Consider the following 1,319-nt stretch of genomic DNA (forward strand, 5'->3'; position numbering starts at 1 on the left):
TGAACTGCACCCCATTTCGACCGGACAGTCGGCATAAGCAGAAAGGCTCAAGCACAGGCTTGAGGACAGGCTTATGTCTAACGAGTATCGACACGTTGAATTGCTGACGGGAGATGTGCGCCGCAGGCGGTGGACAACCGAGCAGAAGCTGACAATTATTGAGCAGAGTTTTGAACCTGGCGAGACGGTATCATCGACCGCTCGCCGCCATGGCGTTGCGCCCAATCTGCTGTATCGATGGCGCAGGCTATTGAGTGAGGGAGGTGCTGCAGCCGTGGATTCTGACGAGCCGGTTGTCGGGAATTCTGAAGTGAAGAAACTGGAGGATCGCGTTCGGGAGCTGGAGCGCATGCTCGGCCGTAAGACGATGGAGGTCGAAATCCTCCGCGAAGCCCTTTCCAAAGCGGACTCNAAAAAACGGATATCGCGGCCGATCTTGTTGCCGAAGGACGGTTCGCGATGAAGGCCGTCGCCGACACGCTGGGCATCTCCCGCTCGAACCTTGTCGAGCGGTTGAAAGGCAGATCAAAGCCACGCGGAGCCTACTACAAGGCTGAGGATGCAGAGCTTCTACCCACCATTCGCAGGCTGGTGGATCAAAGGCCAACCTATGGCTATCGGCGGATCGCCGCGCTGCTCAATCGCGAAAGGCGAGCCGCCGATCAGCCTGTCGTCAACGCCAAACGGGTTCATCGGATCATGGGCAACCATGCCATGCTGCTGGAGAAACATACGGCCGTTCGCAAAGGCCGCATCCATGATGGCAAGGTCATGGTCATGCGCTCTAACCTGCGCTGGTGCTCGGACGGTCTGGAGTTCACCTGTTGGAATGGCGAGGTCATCCGTCTCGCCTTCATCATCGACGCCTTCGACCGCGAGATCATCGCTTGGACGGCAGTCGCCAATGCAGGCATCTCCGGCTCTGACGTGCGCGACATGATGTTGGAGGCAGTCGAGAAACGCTTCCGCGCAACCCGAGCCCCGAATGCTATCGAGCATCTCTCTGACAATGGCTCGGCTTACACAGCGCGGGACACGAGGATATTTGCCCAGGCACTCAATCTGATACCTTGCTTCACGCCGGTCGCCAGCCCGCAGTCGAACGGCATGTCGGAAGCTTTCGTCAAAACGTTGAAGCGCGACTATATTCGGATATCAGCTCTACCGGACGCCCAAACAGCGCTCCGGCTCATCGACGGATGGATCGAGGACTACAACGAAATCCATCCCCATTCCGCGCTCAAGATGGCTTCCCCTCGGCAGTTCATCAGAGCTAAATCAACCTAGCCGACCTGTCCGGTGAAATGGGGTGCACTCCA

At 57.8% G+C, this 1,319-nt stretch carries 1 protein-coding gene; it reads left to right on the plus strand.

The window, feature by feature from the left end:
* The first annotated feature begins 73 nt into the window (after positions 1–73).
* A protein-coding gene (locus tag CUC55_RS00020; protein ID WP_425352689.1) for an IS3 family transposase occupies positions 74–1,287 on the plus strand; the annotation gives its coding sequence in 2 pieces (ribosomal slippage) (positions 74–410 and positions 410–1,287; 1,215 coding nt in all).
* The last annotated feature ends 32 nt before the right edge of the window (positions 1,288–1,319 follow it).

It is taken from the genome of Agrobacterium bohemicum (assembly GCF_002896715.1).
In the GTDB taxonomy this organism is placed as follows: Bacteria; Pseudomonadota; Alphaproteobacteria; order Rhizobiales; family Rhizobiaceae; genus Agrobacterium; species Agrobacterium bohemicum.